The 14,703-nt window shown below is 62.3% G+C and carries 23 protein-coding genes; 9 read left to right on the forward strand and 14 right to left on the reverse strand.

The window, feature by feature from the left end:
• Positions 1-111 precede the first annotated feature (111 nt).
• Both INQ47_RS03555 and INQ47_RS03560 read left to right on the forward strand, forming a co-directional pair.
• The gene (locus tag INQ47_RS03555; RefSeq protein ID WP_404701108.1) at positions 112-921 is read left to right on the forward strand and encodes an AraC family transcriptional regulator; all 810 of its coding nucleotides are present in this window, start codon (positions 112-114) and stop codon (positions 919-921) included.
• Positions 922-1,004: 83 nt separating this feature from the next.
• Positions 1,005-1,619, forward strand: coding sequence for a LysE family translocator (locus INQ47_RS03560; protein WP_404701109.1), 615 nt, complete (start codon positions 1,005-1,007; stop codon positions 1,617-1,619).
• On the opposite strand, the gene INQ47_RS03565 is transcribed toward INQ47_RS03560, so the two are convergent.
• The gene (locus INQ47_RS03565; RefSeq protein WP_176684563.1) at positions 1,567-2,292 is read right to left on the reverse strand and encodes a serine/threonine protein phosphatase; all 726 of its coding nucleotides are present in this window, start codon (positions 2,290-2,292) and stop codon (positions 1,567-1,569) included. The two genes, INQ47_RS03560 and INQ47_RS03565, sit on opposite strands and share 53 nt — an antisense overlap.
• Before the next feature lie 26 nt (positions 2,293-2,318).
• Here INQ47_RS03565 and INQ47_RS03570 point away from each other — a divergent pair, with 26 nt between their 5' ends.
• From INQ47_RS03570 to INQ47_RS03580, 3 genes are read left to right on the forward strand one after another with little or no spacing between them, the layout of a single operon-like run.
• Positions 2,319-2,507, forward strand: a complete 189-nt coding sequence (locus INQ47_RS03570; protein WP_325950832.1) for a hypothetical protein — start codon at positions 2,319-2,321, stop codon at positions 2,505-2,507.
• Positions 2,507-3,250 carry a carbon-nitrogen hydrolase family protein gene (locus tag INQ47_RS03575; RefSeq protein WP_404701110.1) on the forward strand — a complete coding sequence of 248 codons (744 nt, stop codon included), beginning with the start codon at positions 2,507-2,509 and terminating at the stop codon, positions 3,248-3,250. Before INQ47_RS03570 ends, INQ47_RS03575 begins: the two co-directional genes overlap by 1 nt.
• Positions 3,247-3,489, forward strand: a complete 243-nt coding sequence (locus INQ47_RS03580; RefSeq protein WP_054888825.1) for a hypothetical protein — start codon at positions 3,247-3,249, stop codon at positions 3,487-3,489. Before INQ47_RS03575 ends, INQ47_RS03580 begins: the two co-directional genes overlap by 4 nt.
• A 4-nt stretch (positions 3,490-3,493) precedes the next feature.
• Here the strand turns inward: INQ47_RS03580 and INQ47_RS03585 are convergent, their stop codons facing one another.
• The gene (locus INQ47_RS03585; RefSeq protein ID WP_404701111.1) at positions 3,494-3,994 is read right to left on the reverse strand and encodes a methylated-DNA--[protein]-cysteine S-methyltransferase; all 501 of its coding nucleotides are present in this window, start codon (positions 3,992-3,994) and stop codon (positions 3,494-3,496) included.
• A gap of 70 nt (positions 3,995-4,064) precedes the next feature.
• On the reverse strand, positions 4,065-4,865 hold the full coding sequence (locus tag INQ47_RS03590; protein ID WP_404701112.1) for a lipopolysaccharide biosynthesis protein: 801 nt from the start codon (positions 4,863-4,865) through the stop codon (positions 4,065-4,067).
• A gap of 324 nt (positions 4,866-5,189) precedes the next feature.
• On the opposite strand from INQ47_RS03590, the gene INQ47_RS03595 reads away from it, so the two are divergent.
• Positions 5,190-5,396 carry a hypothetical protein gene (locus INQ47_RS03595; protein ID WP_176684567.1) on the forward strand — a complete coding sequence of 69 codons (207 nt, stop codon included), beginning with the start codon at positions 5,190-5,192 and terminating at the stop codon, positions 5,394-5,396.
• A gap of 42 nt (positions 5,397-5,438) precedes the next feature.
• Here INQ47_RS03595 and INQ47_RS03600 read toward each other — a convergent pair whose 3' ends face one another.
• The 4 genes from INQ47_RS03600 to INQ47_RS03615 all read right to left on the reverse strand — a co-directional run bounded on the left by INQ47_RS03600 (position 5,439) and on the right by INQ47_RS03615 (position 7,703).
• Complete coding sequence (locus tag INQ47_RS03600) at positions 5,439-5,798, reverse strand: hypothetical protein (protein WP_404701113.1); 360 nt, start codon at positions 5,796-5,798, stop codon at positions 5,439-5,441.
• Positions 5,799-6,144: 346 nt separating this feature from the next.
• Entirely contained in the window at positions 6,145-6,453 is a 309-nt protein-coding gene (locus tag INQ47_RS03605; RefSeq protein WP_252460962.1) for a hypothetical protein, read from the reverse strand.
• A 191-nt stretch (positions 6,454-6,644) separates the two neighbouring features.
• Complete coding sequence (locus tag INQ47_RS03610) at positions 6,645-7,013, reverse strand: hypothetical protein (RefSeq protein ID WP_404701114.1); 369 nt, start codon at positions 7,011-7,013, stop codon at positions 6,645-6,647.
• 402 nt (positions 7,014-7,415) lie between these two features.
• Positions 7,416-7,703 (reverse strand): hypothetical protein, encoded by a 288-nt coding sequence (locus tag INQ47_RS03615; RefSeq protein WP_176684571.1) that lies wholly within the window; start codon positions 7,701-7,703, stop codon positions 7,416-7,418.
• Positions 7,704-7,920: 217 nt separating this feature from the next.
• On the opposite strand from INQ47_RS03615, the gene INQ47_RS03620 reads away from it, so the two are divergent.
• The 3 genes from INQ47_RS03620 (at position 7,921) to INQ47_RS03630 (ending at position 9,789) form a co-directional block, all read left to right on the forward strand.
• Positions 7,921-8,448 (forward strand): DUF3455 domain-containing protein, encoded by a 528-nt coding sequence (locus tag INQ47_RS03620; RefSeq protein WP_252460899.1) that lies wholly within the window; start codon positions 7,921-7,923, stop codon positions 8,446-8,448.
• 103 nt (positions 8,449-8,551) lie between these two features.
• Complete coding sequence (locus INQ47_RS03625; RefSeq protein ID WP_010953906.1) at positions 8,552-9,100, forward strand: sigma-70 family RNA polymerase sigma factor; 549 nt, start codon at positions 8,552-8,554, stop codon at positions 9,098-9,100.
• A complete protein-coding gene (locus INQ47_RS03630) occupies positions 9,097-9,789 on the forward strand; it encodes an anti-sigma factor domain-containing protein (RefSeq protein ID WP_404701115.1) in 693 nt (230 codons plus the stop codon). Before INQ47_RS03625 ends, INQ47_RS03630 begins: the two co-directional genes overlap by 4 nt.
• A gap of 53 nt (positions 9,790-9,842) precedes the next feature.
• On the opposite strand, the gene INQ47_RS03635 is transcribed toward INQ47_RS03630, so the two are convergent.
• From INQ47_RS03635 to INQ47_RS03665, 7 genes are all read right to left on the reverse strand, one after another.
• A complete protein-coding gene (locus INQ47_RS03635; RefSeq protein WP_021785589.1) occupies positions 9,843-10,100 on the reverse strand; it encodes a hypothetical protein in 258 nt (85 codons plus the stop codon).
• Between the two features lie 242 nt (positions 10,101-10,342).
• On the reverse strand, positions 10,343-10,780 hold the full coding sequence (gene aroQ, locus INQ47_RS03640) for a type II 3-dehydroquinate dehydratase (RefSeq protein WP_404701116.1): 438 nt from the start codon (positions 10,778-10,780) through the stop codon (positions 10,343-10,345).
• Positions 10,781-10,784: 4 nt separating this feature from the next.
• Positions 10,785-11,603: a shikimate dehydrogenase gene (aroE, locus tag INQ47_RS03645; protein WP_404701117.1), complete on the reverse strand. Its 819-nt coding sequence runs from the start codon at positions 11,601-11,603 to the stop codon at positions 10,785-10,787.
• Positions 11,600-12,832: a CaiB/BaiF CoA-transferase family protein gene (locus INQ47_RS03650; RefSeq protein ID WP_021785591.1), complete on the reverse strand. Its 1,233-nt coding sequence runs from the start codon at positions 12,830-12,832 to the stop codon at positions 11,600-11,602. The genes aroE and INQ47_RS03650 overlap by 4 nt, the downstream gene beginning before the upstream one ends.
• The gene (locus tag INQ47_RS03655) at positions 12,829-13,284 is read right to left on the reverse strand and encodes a MaoC family dehydratase (protein WP_004576665.1); all 456 of its coding nucleotides are present in this window, start codon (positions 13,282-13,284) and stop codon (positions 12,829-12,831) included. Before INQ47_RS03655 ends, INQ47_RS03650 begins: the two co-directional genes overlap by 4 nt.
• Positions 13,281-13,679: a VOC family protein gene (locus tag INQ47_RS03660; RefSeq protein ID WP_021785592.1), complete on the reverse strand. Its 399-nt coding sequence runs from the start codon at positions 13,677-13,679 to the stop codon at positions 13,281-13,283. Before INQ47_RS03660 ends, INQ47_RS03655 begins: the two co-directional genes overlap by 4 nt.
• Positions 13,676-14,623 (reverse strand): ketopantoate reductase family protein, encoded by a 948-nt coding sequence (locus INQ47_RS03665; protein ID WP_101196054.1) that lies wholly within the window; start codon positions 14,621-14,623, stop codon positions 13,676-13,678. The genes INQ47_RS03660 and INQ47_RS03665 overlap by 4 nt, the downstream gene beginning before the upstream one ends.
• Between the last annotated feature and the right edge of the window lie 80 nt (positions 14,624-14,703).

Genomic DNA, 14,703 nt, shown 5'->3' on the forward strand with positions numbered 1-14,703 from the left:
AGCCCTCTATTTCGGCGCGTTCCGGGCCCTGCGGTCAAGTAACAGCCAGTGATAAAAACTGTACGGGTGCACGGTACCTGTTACCCTTCCGGCAATACCGAGGAGCCTGTAATGCCCCGTTCCCACGCCGCCCTGTGGCGCGACCCGGCCCTGGCACATGTCGAAAGCCGGCGCGCCTGCCACAGCCGGGCCTGCTACAAGGCCCACAGCCATCCGACGTTTTCCATCGGTGCGGTGGATGCTGGCCGCAGCCATTTCACCGGGGCTGCCGACGGGCAGCATCACTTGGCGCCCGGCACGCTGGTACTGGTCCCGGCCCACCGCGTGCATGCCTGCAACCCTGCACCCGGCCTGGCCTGGAGCTATCAGATGCTGCATGTGGATGCTGACTGGCTGACGCAGTTGCGCCTGGAGTCAGGTCTTGGCGGTATCGGAGCCAGCGAACCGGTGCGTATCTGCAGGGAGGCTGAGGTATATCGGCAGTTCTGCGCGCTGAATAGGTTACTGTTTTCCAGTGCCTGCACCGGCGAGAAAGATGCGGCGCTGATTGCCTTTCTGGGCGACCTGGACTTTTCCGCGCACCCACCGCTGGCAGCGCCCCCCACCCTGGAAACCGCCACCTTGAGCGGGTTGCTTACACGCATCGAGCAGCAGGACCCTGCGCAATTGAGCCTGGAGGTGTTGGCGCGGGAGGCGGGGCTTGGGCGCTATCAGCTGATCCGCGCGTTTCGTGCGGCTACCGGGTTCACGCCGCATGCCTACCTGCTCAATGCCCGGGTCAATCGCGGGCGGCAACTGTTGAGTGAAGGGCTGGCCCTGGCGGAAGTGGCCTATCAGCTTGGCTTTGCTGACCAGAGCCATTTCCAGCGGGTGTTCAAGGCCCATGTGGGGGTTACGCCGGGGCAGTACCGGGGGAACTGAAGGCTGCTGCAGGTGCAATATTGTTCAATACGCCAGAACGGGCCCGGCAGCAGACTGCGGTTTTTTCCGTAGAGCAGCCCCCAATGCAGCAATTCATGATCATCGCCCTGGCCCACTTCCTTGCCCTGCTCTCACCTGGCCCGGACTTTTTCCTGGTCGCACGCAACGCGATCAACAGCGGCTGGCGCATCGCCAGCGGCGCCTGCCTGGGCATAGCACTGGCCAATGGCGCGTTCATCGTCATGGCCTTCACCGGGCTTTCGGTACTGCAGCAGGGCGGCCCGCTGTTCACCACCCTGCAACTGGCAGGCGCCAGCTACCTGCTGTACATCGGCGTGCTGTTCCTGCGCCATGCCGGGCAAACCAGCCTGGGCGCAGTCGCCGGCAGCCAGCGGGTTCATGGCTGGTGGCGCAGTTTGGGCATGGGCTTCTTGTCCGGCATCCTCAACCCCAAGAACGCGTTGTTCTATGCCAGCCTGGCGAGCATGGTCGCCAGCGTCAGCCCCGGCTGGAAGGCTGCCTACGCCGTATGGATGTTCAGCATCGTCCTGCTCTGGGACTTGCTGGTCGCCGTGGCCATCGGCAACCAGCGGGTACTGAGGCGATTCGTCCGCAGCCTAGCGTGGCTGGAGCGGGCCTCGGGGGTCATGCTGGTGTTGTTGGCAGGGGCGTTGTTGCTGCATCTGGCCCAGGGCTGACCCGCTGCAAGGTGCGCATGTCGACCAAGGTGAAATGCCCGCTGGACCAGCCCCCCGTGTCCAGGTGCCACACATTGCCCAGCAGCTTGGCCTCCAGCACCGGGGTGTGGCCGACCAGCAGGGCTCGCAGGCCCTGCACCGGTTGGGTGTCTCCCTCTTTCAGGCGCCGACGCGACCACTGGCACACTTGGCGCACGTCAGGGTCGTCATCCAGTTCCAGCCAGGAGCGTAAGACTGCCCAGTCGGCAAACGGGCTGTCTGCATGCAGCAGGCCTACCAGCCCGTCTGCACTCTCCACTTCCATGGCAATCGGCAGCTGCTCGAAACGCTCCACGAAACGCAGTTGCTCGCGCCGCGGCAAGTCGAGAAACCAGCCACCGCCGGCGGCGCGGTACATGCCCAGGTCGAGCCGCCCCCCGCGCACGCGGGTGATTGCCAAGGCCTCATGATTGCCCTGGACGGCATGGAACCAAGGCTGGGCCAGCCATTCCAGCGCTGCCTCGCTGTGCGGCCCACGGTCGACCAGGTCACCCACGCTGAACAAGCGGTCCACCGCCGGATCGAACCCTACCGCATCCAGGCATTGTTGCAGGCGCTGGAAGTGGCCATGGATATCGCCCACCGCCAGGTCCCGTCCCCGGATATTGGCGATCAGCCGCCGAAACCGTGCCATTACAGTGTTCCTCCGCTGGTAGCACCATGCCCGCTTTCGCGCAGGCCGTGCTCATGGCGCTGTCACTGGACAGCATGGCACAAGGTACCGTGGCTGCGCAGGTCGGAGGGCGTTTTACCGCGCACCTCAGGCTTCCTGAAAAACCCTTCACTGGAACAGGCATTGGTGCCGATAGTATGCTCGGCACGTCAATCTTCACCAGGGAATGGTTCTGATGAAACTGTGCGCCGTACAACTGGCGTCGCTCAAGGGCGATTTGCCAGCCAACCTCCAGCGCCATCTGGTTTGCATCGAGCAGGCTGCGGCCCTGGGTGCCGAACTGGTCGTGTTCCCCGAGCTGTCACTGACCGGCTATGAGCCGAGTGTGGCACGCCAGGCCGCCCTGCCCGTCACCTCCGCGCGCCTGGACCCGCTGCAGGCAGCGTGTGACCGCTTGGGCATTACGGTTGCCGTGGGCCTGCCATTGCCGACACCCGACGGCATACGCATCGGCATGCCCATCTTCTGTCCTGGGGCGCCGCGCCAGGCCTATGCCAAGCAGCGCTTGCATGATGATGAGCTGCCTTACTTCACCCCAGGTGATCAGGCATTGCTGCTGGAGGTGGGTGAACATCGGGTGGCGCCGGCGATCTGCTACGAATCGATGTTCCTGGCGCATGCCGCCGTGGCCCGCGAGCGCGGTGCCGATCTGTATCTGGTCAGCGTTGCGAAAACCGCCAAGGGTATCCGCGAGGGATATGCGCACTACCCAGAGGTGGCGCGCGAGCTGGGCATGCCAGTGTTGATGGCCAACTGCGTGGGGCCGGCTGACACCTTCATCGGTGCCGGCGGTTCTGCCGCGTGGGACAGCCAAGGGCAGTTGCTAGCCAGCCTGGATGACCACAGTGAAGGCCTGATCGTACTCGACACCCGCAGTGCCAGTGCGATCACCCTGCCCTTGAGTCCGTACCTTGCATGATCTATCTGTTTCTGGCGTTGCTGAGTTACGCCTGCACCTACTGCCTGGTCGGCTTGCTGATTCAGGGTCAACTTGCCGATGTGGCCGAGGGTTTGCGCCATCGGCCCGATGCGCCTACGCCCGGCGAGTACCTGCGTGAGGTCGAGCCCCGTGCACGTCAGGCCCGGCGGCAATACACCCTGATCGCCGGTTCGGTGCTGGCTGTGTTGGCCTGCCTGATTGCCAGCGGGTTCGGTTGACGCCTTACAGGTCCAGTGCCAGGCTTTGCCGCCCTTCCAGCGCCAACAGATACTGCTTGGCCGCCAGGCCACCGGCAAAGCCGGTCAGGCTGCCCGACGCGCCGATTACCCGGTGACAGGGAGCAATGATCGAAATCGGGTTGCGGCCATTGGCGGCGCCTACCGCGCGTACCGCCCTGGGGTTGCCGAGCTGCCGGGCAATATCGCTGTAGCTGCGGGTTTCGCCGAACGGTATCGCCAGCAATGCGGCCCACACCTGGCGCTGGAACTCAGTACCGGCAAAGTCCAGCGCCAGCTCGAAACGCTGACGCTTGCCGTCAAAGTACTCACCCAGCTGGCGAGCGGCTTCCAGCAGTACCGGGCACTGGTCGTCCCGGTGCATTGCGCCCAGGCGTACGCGGTTTTCCCGCTCTTCTTCCCACAATACGGCTGCCAGGCAGTTGCCACGGGCCACAAGGGTGAGCACGCCGACGGGCGATGGCATGATCGTGAATGCGCTGGACATAGCAGGCTCCTGCAAGTTGCGATCGACCCACTGTACGCATCCACAGTCTTTCATGCATCCGCTTTCTTGCTCAGTTCATTGCGCAGCCGGCAATGTGCCGCGCCTGGCTGAGCGTGACCTTGGGTATCAGCTCAGTGGGAATGCGTGATGTTGCCGACAGGTTGTAGACATGGAAATGCTCGCTGACCACTTCCTTGGCCATCAGCTTCAGCGACGGCAGGATACGGCTGTCCCAATGCTGGTCGAGCCCGCACGGCGAACACTGGCCTTGGCCGTTCTCGTAAAAGCGCCCGACGCTCTGATCGAGGTCTACCCCTACCAGCAACACGTCTTCGAAGCCCAAGTGATAGGCCAACTGCAAGGCCACATAAACCACCGTGCGGGCATCGAAAAAGCCTTGGGCCAGGTCTTTACTGAAGGCGATCGAGCGGCTGCGTTTGCTCCACAGTGCCCGGTTGCACACGCAACTTTCACCCTGGCCGCGCAAACCGTCCAGCAGGCTCGGCGTGTCGGCTTTGTGCAAGGCATAACACTGGGTGTGGGCTGGCACATCGACACGCGCATACTGCTCTGGCCACAGGGCCAGGCGCTCGCTGTCGCGCACGGCAGTGGCGAACAAGGCCGGCTGTTGCTGGCAAAAGCTTTTGTCGGTGCACACGTAGAAGAAGGGTTTGATGCCGTGTTCGGCAGTCATGGCGACCGAGCCGTTCATGGCGATGATGGGCAAATGCGCAAACTCGCCCAGTGGAAACTGTTTGGCAGAAGCGCCGGAGGCAAGGATCACCACGGGGCCCTGCTGGGTATTGCGACACGCCTCGAAATCGGAGAACGCCCCGCGTTCAGCGCTTGGCTGCAACGGAAGTGTGTTCATCAATGGCATCTTTAACCGGACAGTACAAACCACAATACTGATCCGTGTATATGCCGTGGCCGCTTTTACCTGACGTTACCTGGCTGAGCTTCAGTCAACCGCCATTCCCTTGCTTGGCGGGGTTTCAGCCTGGCGAATACCGGCTGGTCCAACTGCCATAACAGACCACCCCGGTGAAAAAGTGTTCCCCTACTGTGGATCAGGATTAGCGATGACCATCACCGAGGTGACGGACGGGTGCTAAGCGCCTTTCGTCATGAGCCTTCTTGATGCTTACCATTGGTGGGACTAATACTTAAATATCTGCCTGGGGAGGCACGAAAAATGCTACCAAGATTCGTTATCGTTCCCGCTGTGCCGATCGAAAAGGAGTCGTTCCGCGTAGGCAGCCGCTACTACGCCGCTACCGTTTGTGGAGGGTTCGACATTTATGACAATCAGGCGAAGGAGCGGCTCAAGCCAAGCTACCCGAGCCGGAAGGAGGCGCAGGTGAAGTGCGAGCATTTGAACAAGCGGGATGAGGCGGGGTAACCGTAGGGGTTCTGCGCGGCTCAGCAAGCTCGGGTTACTAACTCAATCCAGGCATTGCTTGGCAGCCTGGCGCAATTTGTCGCCAGACAGAAAGCTGCCCTTGTAGAAGGTCGCGCGGCTGCCCTCGCGTACGTCGACGACATCAAGCACATCGTCGCTTGCTACAGCACTGGGCGCCGTCAGCCGGTAGCCGTGGGCTATCGACTTCTGCGTGGCCTGGGGTGCCAGCGCCTGCCATTTTGGCAGGACACAGGCGGCGTACTGCTGCGGCGACTTTTTGGTCAGTTTGCTGGCTGTGGGTTTGCCAGGGGTTGCGCAACCGCCAAGGCTGGCAACCAACACAGTTGCGAGAAAAATACGAAATGTAGGCATTTGCAATCGGCCGTTATGGATACGCTGCATTCTAACGGGGGTGACGCCGCGTTACTAATCAACCAAAGTCTTGCTGCAGGACGGCGCCCAAGCGGGTCAGTGTAGCGCACCTGATATTTCTGCCAGTAGCCGGGGGCACGCCGCAACAGTGAAACTCCCGATGAACTCCGGCGCCATTGCGAGCAAAACGCGGGGTCAGGGCTTGGCTTCCCTGTACAACACGATGGCTGCTATATCCAGGGCCAACACACTGCCGACAAACAGGAACATGATGTACAGATCTTCAGAGAGCATTGCCGTATCCCCCAGATGCGCCGGATTCAAAGGGGTATGCAATTACTGATCCCGTCAGCGCATCAGGTATGCGAGCTGTGACTCAGCTGAACTTCAACTTGATCACTTTGCTCAGCGCCCAGCCACTGAAGACATAGAACGCATCCAGGTAGAAGCGCCCTGCATAGTTGGGAAACGGCGTTTGATTCAATAGCACATCAGGCTCGGGCGCAGGAGGAAACAGTGCATAAAAGCCGTTGGGCAGAACTGCCAGCGCCAGCAGTAACAGGTAAGTCGAGGCTTGTAGCAGGGTGGCACGCTTACTGGATCTGGCGGACCACTTCAGCCCGTAGTAGGCCACCAGGCCGGCAACAGGCAAAACCCAGAAATGCGTCGGAATCCCAATGAACATTTCAGCGACTACGCTTCTTGCTTCCACCTGCGACTCTCCATCCAAATGCATCGATTATTACGGGCGGGGCCGGCAAATGCAAAAAACAACGCTGCTCAAGCCACAGGCCGTTTCTTGGGCACGCAAGGTTATTCGCCCCTCAGACAAGAAGCCCGCTCTCGACGGCGGGCTTTTTGACTTGGGTCTGAGATTTACGCTTTTGAACACATCAATGCAGCATCCAGCAACCGCCCATGGTCGTACCAGGCATCACGTTGATAGGCCGTGAAGTGGCGCTCGGTTCCCGTGCCCCGCAACTCTACAAGACCCTCTGCCTTGTCGGGGTCAGTGCTTTCGACGAAAAGCCTGACCGCGTTATCACCCTCGACTTCATAGGTTTTCACATTGCTTTGTAGCTCGCCTTTGACGCACCCCAGATACGCAGGTGGGCTTTTCACGGTAGTGCCAGCCGTATAATCGTGGCTGTCACGCACATCAGGGTTTTGTGCGCAGCCTGCCATGAACAACATGGCTACCCCGGATACAAGTAGTGCGCCTGCTAGCGATCTTGAGTTACTCATGCGACACGCTCCTGCAGCCCCATCGAAAACCGGGAAATGTTGCCAAGCAGCCTGCCCTTTTTTAGGTTTTGGTATGCCCATGTTACTGTGCCATCGCGACCGGGCATTAGGTTTGTTTGCTATATAGGTTTCAGGGCGTTTCCCTCACGCCCTGCCTTGCCCCCGATTACGAGTAAGGCCTACCCCATAACCGGGGTCAGGGGATGGCGTTGAGAAACACATAAGTCGCCGCCAGGTCCAGTACCAGCACAGCAACCACGCTGAAAATCATGTAATAGCGGTCATCCTGAGTCATATCTGCGTACCCCGCATGATCAATGTCTCAAGGTCACAGCAATTCCCGTTCCAGCAACCTGATGCAGGCCGCTGGCACCGCGCCAGCCAAACAGCGCGTTCGCGCAGTCAGTCCTTGATCTGGCATATGCCATTGGCTTTGTTCTTGCCGGTATACGAGACGTCAGGGGAGCCATCCGGGTTGATCGACAACGATACCGTTACCCCGCCGCCTTTGGCCTCGAAATAGTTGTCATTGAATTTCTTCAGCTTGGCCTCCTTGCCATTGATGTAGACGGGCCCGCCTTTATCGGCATGGACCTCGATATTTCCGGGGCATGTTGCATTCAACAGCGGAATACCGGCGTGGGCAACGCCCGACGCGGTGAACAACAGGCCTAGTAACAAACGCTTCATCTGCAGTGTCCTCATGGGGTTGTCGGGGTGCGAGCATTAACGCCGTCCTGCAATGGCGAAGATGCTCATGATTCGTTCGAGATTGTAGGCGAGCACAGGCAGGCTCATCGCGCTACGCATATTTTTTTCGTTCAGTGCATCCAGCCCGGCCGTTGGCGGGTATTGCTAATGGGCGGCCTCTGACTGCCCAGCCCAATGACTTTCAGGAGCACTGTCCATGAACTTCAAATACTCCGCCTGTGTGTTTGCCTGCAGCCTCGCCCTTGCGCTGCCACCCGCCCACGCCCAGTCCGCGCTGCCAGAATCGGTCAAAGTCCCTGATGGCCATCGCGTCCTGCTCGAAACCGTCGGCGTCGGCGAGATCACCTACGAGTGCCGCGACAAGGCCAACACCCCCGGTCAGACCGAATGGACTTTCGTCGGTCCCAAGGCAGTGCTCAATGACCGTACCGGTAACCAGGTGGGCGACTACTTTGGCCCGCCCGCCACCTGGCAGGCCAAGGATGGCTCGAAGGTCACCGGCACCCAGCTGGCAGTGGCACCGGCGGACAAAGGCGCCATACCCTATCAACTGGTCAAGGCCAACCCGGCCGAGGGCAAAGGCGCCATGCAGGGGGTCAGCTATATCCAGCGCCTCGCCACCCGCGGCGGTGTAGCGCCGTCAATCGACTGCACGGCGCAGAACAAAGGTGCCAGGCAGATCGTCCAGTACCAGGCTGACTATGTGTTCTGGACAGCCAAGTGAAGCGCTCTTGAGCCTACGCCCTGCGAGTGATGATCTACGCTCGATGGCAAGCCCCCGGCTGGATGGCCGGGGTACCTTGCCTTACACAAGGAAGCCACACACGTTGAACTCGCCGGCCGCCCCCTTCGACTTCCACCGCTGCTTGTTAGCCTGTGCACAGGGTGATCGGCGGGCCTTGCAGGCGCTCTACGATCACGAAGGCGCGCGCCTGCTGGGCGTTGCCCGGCGTATCGCACGTGACGACGCCACCGCAGAAGACATCGTCCACGATGCGATCATCCGCATCTGGACCCGCGCTGCCAGCTACGACCCGGCGCGCGGCTCGGCTCGGGGCTGGATCTACAGCATTACCCGCCACCTGGCGCTGAATTCGATACGCGATACCCGCCGTGAAACTGTACTGACCGATGCCGACACCGAAACTGCGTCAACATTGCATGGGAGGGTTGATGACCTTGACCTCTGGTCCGGTTCAGCAAAGATTTACCGCTGCCTTGAACAACTGCAGCCCGCACCGCAACGCTGCATCCTGCACGCCTACGTGGACGGCTGCAGCCACGCCGAGATAGCCGGTTTATTGGGTGCGCCACTGGGCACTGTCAAGGCCTGGATCAAACGTAGCCTCAAAGCGCTACGGGAGTGTCTGGAATGAAGCCCGATTCTGCCGAAGAACTGGACAGCCTCGCCGGGGAATATGTGCTGGGGACCTTGTCGCCGGAGCGTTATGCCGCAGCGGCCGAACGCCTGCGTACCGACCCCGCGCTCCGCGCCGCCGTGGATGCCTGGGAGGCCCGGCTGCTGGAGCTGACCGCGTTGTCTACCCCGCAGCCACCAAGCCCCCGTCTGTGGCGCCGTATCCAGCGCAGCCTCGACGAGCTACCCGCACCGCGCACGCAGACTCGCTTGTGGCAACGCCTCGGCCTGTGGCAAGGGCTCAGCGCCGCGGGGCTGGCTGCAAGCCTGCTGCTGGCGTTTACCTTGCTGACCACGCCCCCCTCTACCACGGAATACTTGGTGGTGCTGGTGGCGCCGAACAGCCAGGCCCCCGGCTGGGTGGTACAGGCCAGCGACAGCCGTATGATCGAACTGCTGCCGCTGGGCCAGGACACGGTCCCCGACGGCATGGCCCTGCAGTTCTGGACCAAGGGCGAGCAATGGCGTGCCCCGGTTTCGCTTGGCCTGGTCAAACCGGGCGAACCCTATCGGGTTCCGCTGCAAAGCCTGCCCCCTTTGGAGGCCAATCAATTGTTCGAGCTGACGCTGGAGAAAGCCGGTGGCTCGCCTACCGGTCTGCCGACAGGGCCGGTGAAGTTCATTGGTCGGGCGGTGAAAGTGATATGACACGAAAGGGCCGCAGCACGTGTCTGCGGCCTTCGTAAAGCTGGAAGCCAGGGTCAGGCGCGGATCACCTCGAGGCGATCCCGCCCAGCCTCTGTGATGGCGTTCTCTCCTTCATCGCTGATGCGATAACGTCCTGACACCATTTTGGTAATTGAGAACCGGACCAGCCCGCTTTGGGACAAGGCTTGGCCTGCTTCGAAGCTCATTGCCTGCTCCAGGTCGAAGATCTTGATTTCTCCGATTTTGTAGCGTGCAAACGCGACCAAGGCGTTATCCAGTTCTTGTTGACTGATCGTTGTAGCGACTTCCATTCGACCTCCCAGGTCATGAGAGCCCCGGTCCGTGGGGTTGAAGGCAACGAACCGGGTGGCTTGTTGAAGGCGGACCGTACTATGCAGTCACGGAAGTAGCTACTGGCTTTCCATCCATGCTGGATGGGTAGGCAGCACGACAGCCGCCACACCTACGGTCACTTCAGGAGCCGTCGCCGCATGCCCCGCGTCACCTGCTTTGCGGGTAAAACCGCTCAGAGCTCCGAGCCATGCGGCCCTGCTCAGACCATGCTCATCGCCGCACGCAGCGCCAGCAGGTAGGTTTCGACACCAAACCCGCAGATCTGCCCGCGCACCACCTCGGCAAATACCGAGTGATGGCGGAACGGCTCCCTGGCATGGATGTTGGACATGTGCACTTCTAACACCGGCACTTCGATGATGGCCAATGCATCACGAATGCCGTAGCTGTAATGGGTCCAGGCACCGGCATTGATCAGCACCGCATCTACCCGGTCCTCATAGGCCTGATGGATGCGTTCGCACATGGCGCCTTCGAAGTTGCTCTGGAAGCTCTCAACCTGCGCCCCCAGCTCTTCGCCCAGGGCCTGCAACGCCTGGTCGATGTCGGCCAGGGTCGCTGTGCCGTACTGGCGCGGGTCGCGCTTGCCGAACATGTTGTGGTTGATGCCATGCAGCATCAGTACATTGGCGGCCATCGACCTACTCCAGGGGAATCGTCAGCTGATCGATCACCGCGCGTGTGTCGGGCCGCACCCCGCGCCACCAGGCAAACGCCTCGGCGGCCTGCTCCACCAGCATGCCGACGCCATCGGCCAGGCGCGCCTGACCCTGCTCGCGGGCCAGGCGCAGGAAAGGCGTAAGGCCTTTGCCATAGGCCAGCTCGTAGGCCAAGGCCGCCTCACCCAGCACATCAGCAGGGAGTGGCGGCAGATCAGCGGTCAGGCTCGCCGAGGTGGCGTTGACCACGATGTCGAACGATTGCCCTTCCAGCGCTTCGTAGCGGCTGATGCGCAGAAGCGGGTGATCGAGCTCGTTACGCAGCGCCAGCGCCTTGGCCATGTCCCGGTTGGCGATCACCAGCTCACATGGCCCCGCCTGCAGGAACGGCAGCAACGCCCCGCGCACCGCGCCGCCAGCACCCAGCAGCAGCACACGGCGGTTGCGCAGCGGCTCGCCAAGGTTCTGCTCGATGTCCCGCAGCAAACCGATGCCATCGAAGTTCTCGGCGACGATGCGACCATCCTCGAACTTCAGCGCATTTGCCGCCCGTGCCAGTTGCGCCCGCTCGCTGCGCCGGTCGGCCAGTTCGAAGGCACGCAGCTTGAACGGGGCGGTGATGTTCATGCCCTTCCCGCCTTCGCTACGAAACTGCAGCACCTGGGCTTCGAAGTCTTCCAGCGAGCCTTCAATGGCCCCGTATTCCAGCTGCTGGTTGCTGGCCTGGGCGAACAAGCCATGAATCAAGGGGGATTTGGTGTGGTTGATCGGCCGGCCGATCACTGCGTAGCGGTCGCTCATCGTGCATCTCCGTGGGTGAACAGTACACCGTCTGCCTGCAGAGCAACGATTTCTTCGGGGCTGAAGCCAAGCCCGGCGGCCACTTCGGCGTTGTGCTGGCCAAGGTCCGGGGCTACTTGGTGAATCGTGGTGTCGCAGTCGGAAAAGCGGAACGGCAGGTTGGGCAGGCGCAGCGTGCCGTAGCGTGGGTGCTGCTGCTCGATGACCATGTTGCGTGCCTGGATCTGCGGATCGGCCAGCACTTCGTCGATGCGTTGGACCTTGGCACTGGGGATGTCGATGGCATCGAGCAACGCCAGGATCTCGGCCACCCGACGCGCGCCGACCCAGTCGCGGACCACCGCCAGGATCGCCTCACGGTGGGCGTTGCGGCCGTTGAGGTTGTGGTAGCGGCGGTCGCTGCCGAACCCGGGCGGGCCGCCGTTGGCTTCGAGCATGGCCGCGAAGCGTTGCCAGGCATCGTCGACCTGGGCAGCGATCACCAGGTCGCCGTCGGCAGCGCGGAACACGCCGTACAGGGTCGAGGTGGGCATGTCGTGGCCGGTCTGCTGGGGCAACACAGTGCCACCGGACAGCGTGTAACACTGCACCGCGTATTCGTGCATCGACACCAGGGTGTCGTACAGCGCCATGTCGATATGCTGGCCACGGCCACTGCTCACCCGGCCGAGCAGCGCGGCATTGATCGCCGCCACCGCGTGAATGCCGGTGTACATGTCGCCCAGGGAAATACGCAGCAGCGGCGGTGCCTCGCCCGGCACGCCAACCATTTGCATGATCCCGCTCTTGGCCTCGGCGATCAGGCCGAATCCGGCGCGGTGGGCGTCCGGCCCGGTATGGCCGTAGGCGGAAATCGAGCAGTACACCAGGCGCGGGTTGCGCGCCGACAGCTCGGCGTAGCCCAGGCCCAGCTTGTCCAGGGCGCCGGGGCGGTAGTTCTCGATGAACACGTCGGCCGAATCGGTCAGGCGCTGCATGAACGCCTTGCCGCGCGGGTCCTTCATGTTGACGCTGACGCCCTGCTTGCCCATGTTCAGCTGCAGGAAATAGCCGCTCTGCTGGTCGTCCAGGGTGAACGCGTGCTGGCGGCCAGCGTCGCCGCTACCCGGCCGCTCGACCTTGATCACCTCTGCGCCGAGCGCCGCCAGGCAACGGCCGACATAGGGGCCGGCGAGGAAGTGGCTGTAATCAACGACGCGGATACCCGCCAATGGCAATGCCTGGCTCATGCTGCTGCCCTCCGCGGCACCATCAACCGGTGCTCGCCACGTTGCACGACTTCGCCGTGCTGGTTGATCAGTTCCGAAGGCAACACCACGATGCCCCAGCCAGGTCGGCTGTTGCTCGGGCGCATCGCACCCACTCGCATGCGTACGTGGAGCACGTCGTTGACCTTGATCGGCAGCACGAAGTCCCAGGTCCAGCCCAGCGACATGCCCGGCAGGAAGCGGTACTCGCACTGTGTCTTCAGGCCGTCGGCGATCGACAGCCCGAACAGGCCGTGGGCAACCAGGCAGCCAAAGTGGCTGGCGTTGGCGTAAGCCTCGTCGACATGCACCGGGGTGTGATCGCCGGTAAGGTCGGCGTAGGCCAGGATGCGTTCGCGGGTCACGGTGTAGGTCGGGCTGATGCACTCGTCGCCCTCGCGGGCATCGTCCCAGTACTTTTCAATTACGCTCATGCCTGCACCTCCGCGCGCGGGTCGATGGCCAGTGCCTGGGCTACGCATTTGGCCGGCAGCGCCTGGATGAACTCCACCGCCAGGCCATCAGGCAGGCGTAACCAGTTTCGGCCCTGAGGCATTTCGCTGACGCCAAAGCGTTGGGCGGCGGCCAGCGCCGCTTCCAGGTCCTCACACATGATGCCCAGGTGCGCCATGCGCCCTTCCGGGCCAGTGAAGTCCGGCTGGTGAATGAACTGCAGGCCGCCGAGGGTCCAGTACTGCGCCGGTTGCTCGACGTCACCCTGCACTTCACGCATGCTCATGCCGCACACCTCGCTGAAAAAACGGATATGCCACTGAATGTCCTGCACCCAGAACGCCACGTGTTCGAGGTAGGCTTTTGGCTGGCTCATGGGGTTTCTCCCTTCTGGTGATCGGCCATGGCGCGCTCGATACCCTTGATGCAGGCCACCAGGGTCGCGTTGACCGGCGTGGCCACGCCATGGCGCTGGCCCCAGCGCACGACGGAGCCGTTGATGAAGTCGATTTCGGTGATCGAGTTTTTTTCCAGGCTCTGCAGCATCGAGGTGCGGAAGCTCGCCGGCAGGCCTTCGGCGGCCAGTGTCCAGGCAGCTTCGGGGCTGGTCAGGCTCAAGCGGATGCCGGCGCGCTCGGCAACGGCGATGGCCTCGGCCACAGCGGCCTTGGCGGTACTTTCCAGTAGCGGCTCGCTGTATAGCTGGCCGTAGCTGAGCATGGTGATGCCGCTCAATGCACCGGTGGCGACGTTGACCAGCAGCTTGTCCCACATGGTGCCGAGGATGTTGTCGCTGACCGTGGTGGCCAGCCCGGCTTGGTTGAACGCTTCGGCGATGGCCTGCACGCGCGGCGTCAGCTGGCCGTCGAGCTCGCCGATGAAAGTCTGTTTGCCGACGACACCGGCGCGGACCGAGCCCGGCGCGAGCAGCACGCCGCCGACATAGGTCTTGCCAGCCAGCACCCGCTCACGCCCCACCGCCTCGGCCAGGATGTCCTCGTGGCCGAGGCCGTTCTGCAGCGACAGCACCAGCGTCTGCGGCCCGATCAGCGCGACAGCGCCGGCTATGGCCTCGGCGGTGTGAAACGACTTCACCAGCACCACCACCAAATCGGTCACGCCAACGTCTTCGGCTTCGATGGCCGCGTTGACCGGTACATAGCGCTCGCCCCGTTCGTCCTGCACCCGCAGCCCGTGCTGGTTCATCGCCTCGACGTGCGCGCGGCCGCGGTTCAGCAGCCAGGTTTCATGCCCTGCCTCGCTCAGGGCCGCGCCAATGGCGCAACCCAGTGCTCCGGCGCCCAGAATGCAGATTTTCACGTCGCAGACCTCCTGTGATTTGCGGTCACCTTATGCAGCAGGGGTTATTTGCGCTATACAATGGCCTCAATACAACTATT

It is taken from the genome of Pseudomonas sp. 3HC3 (assembly GCF_044904505.1).
Lineage (GTDB): Bacteria > Pseudomonadota > Gammaproteobacteria > Pseudomonadales > Pseudomonadaceae > Aquipseudomonas > Aquipseudomonas putida_Y.